Annotated in this window: 1 protein-coding gene; it reads right to left on the bottom strand. The window is 69.4% G+C overall.

The genetic code is table 11. From position 1 onward, the window contains the following. Nucleotides 1-54: 54 nt before the first annotated feature. Nucleotides 55-699 carry a C39 family peptidase gene (locus C8054_RS31540; protein WP_107162787.1) on the bottom strand — a complete coding sequence of 215 codons (645 nt, stop codon included), beginning with the start codon at nucleotides 697-699 and terminating at the stop codon, nucleotides 55-57. Nucleotides 700-830: the final 131 nt, after the last annotated feature.

The raw sequence follows: 830 nt of genomic DNA, 5'->3' as shown, positions 1-830 counted from the left end.
TGACGAAAGGGCCCGACCCCTCCTGTGGGGTCGGGCCCTTGTCGGTGTGTCGGGTCAGCTGGTGCTGTAGCCGCGGGTGGCGATCCAGTCGGCGAGGTTGTCGACGGTGATGCGGTAGGAGGCGGTGTTCGGGTTGGCGCTGTCGGCGATGGTGACGGTGGTGCCGTTGTTCTGGTAGCCGACGACGCTGATGTAGTGGCCACCTTCGAAGGAGTGGGTGCTGCCGTCGGTGTCGGTGGTGGTGCCGGCGATGTTGGCGACCACGGCCCGGCCGTCGTCGACGGTGCGGACGATGTCGGTGCGCAGCTTGTCGGTCTGCTTGTCGTCGGCCTTGCCGGTCTTGATCTCCACCGAGCGGTAGGGCTTGCCGGTCTCCTTGTTCAGCACCGGGGTGATGTCGTTGATGCTGTTGGTGCCGTTCTCGGTGGTGCCCATCTCCTTGGCCATGGCGTGCACGTCGATGTTCTTGCCGAGCACGCTGATGGCGTTGCGGGCGGCGGCGGGACCGCAGTAGTAGAAGTTCGGCTGCGCCTCGTAGCGCACGTCCAACTCCCGCTCGCCGCTCTTACGGTCGGCCACGACGGTGGCCTTGCCGGCGGGCGCGGCGTGGGCGGCGATCGCGGGGCCGGCGATCCCACCGGCGGTCGCGGCGATACCGGCAGCGGTCAGCACAGTCTTACGCAGCAGGGTGGTAGCCATGATGATGCCTCCCAGGGGGATGGGGGATACGCGGGCGCGGGGGACGCCTGCGTGCGGGGGAAGTGTGCGGTGGGCCCGGCGGCCGATCAGGTGGCCTGCTCAGGGGCCCGGCGCGACCGGGGCCACACGGG

It is taken from the genome of Micromonospora sp. RP3T, assembly GCF_003027925.1.
Lineage (GTDB): Bacteria > Actinomycetota > Actinomycetes > Mycobacteriales > Micromonosporaceae > Micromonospora.
This window is presented reverse-complemented; position numbering and strand designations above follow the sequence as displayed.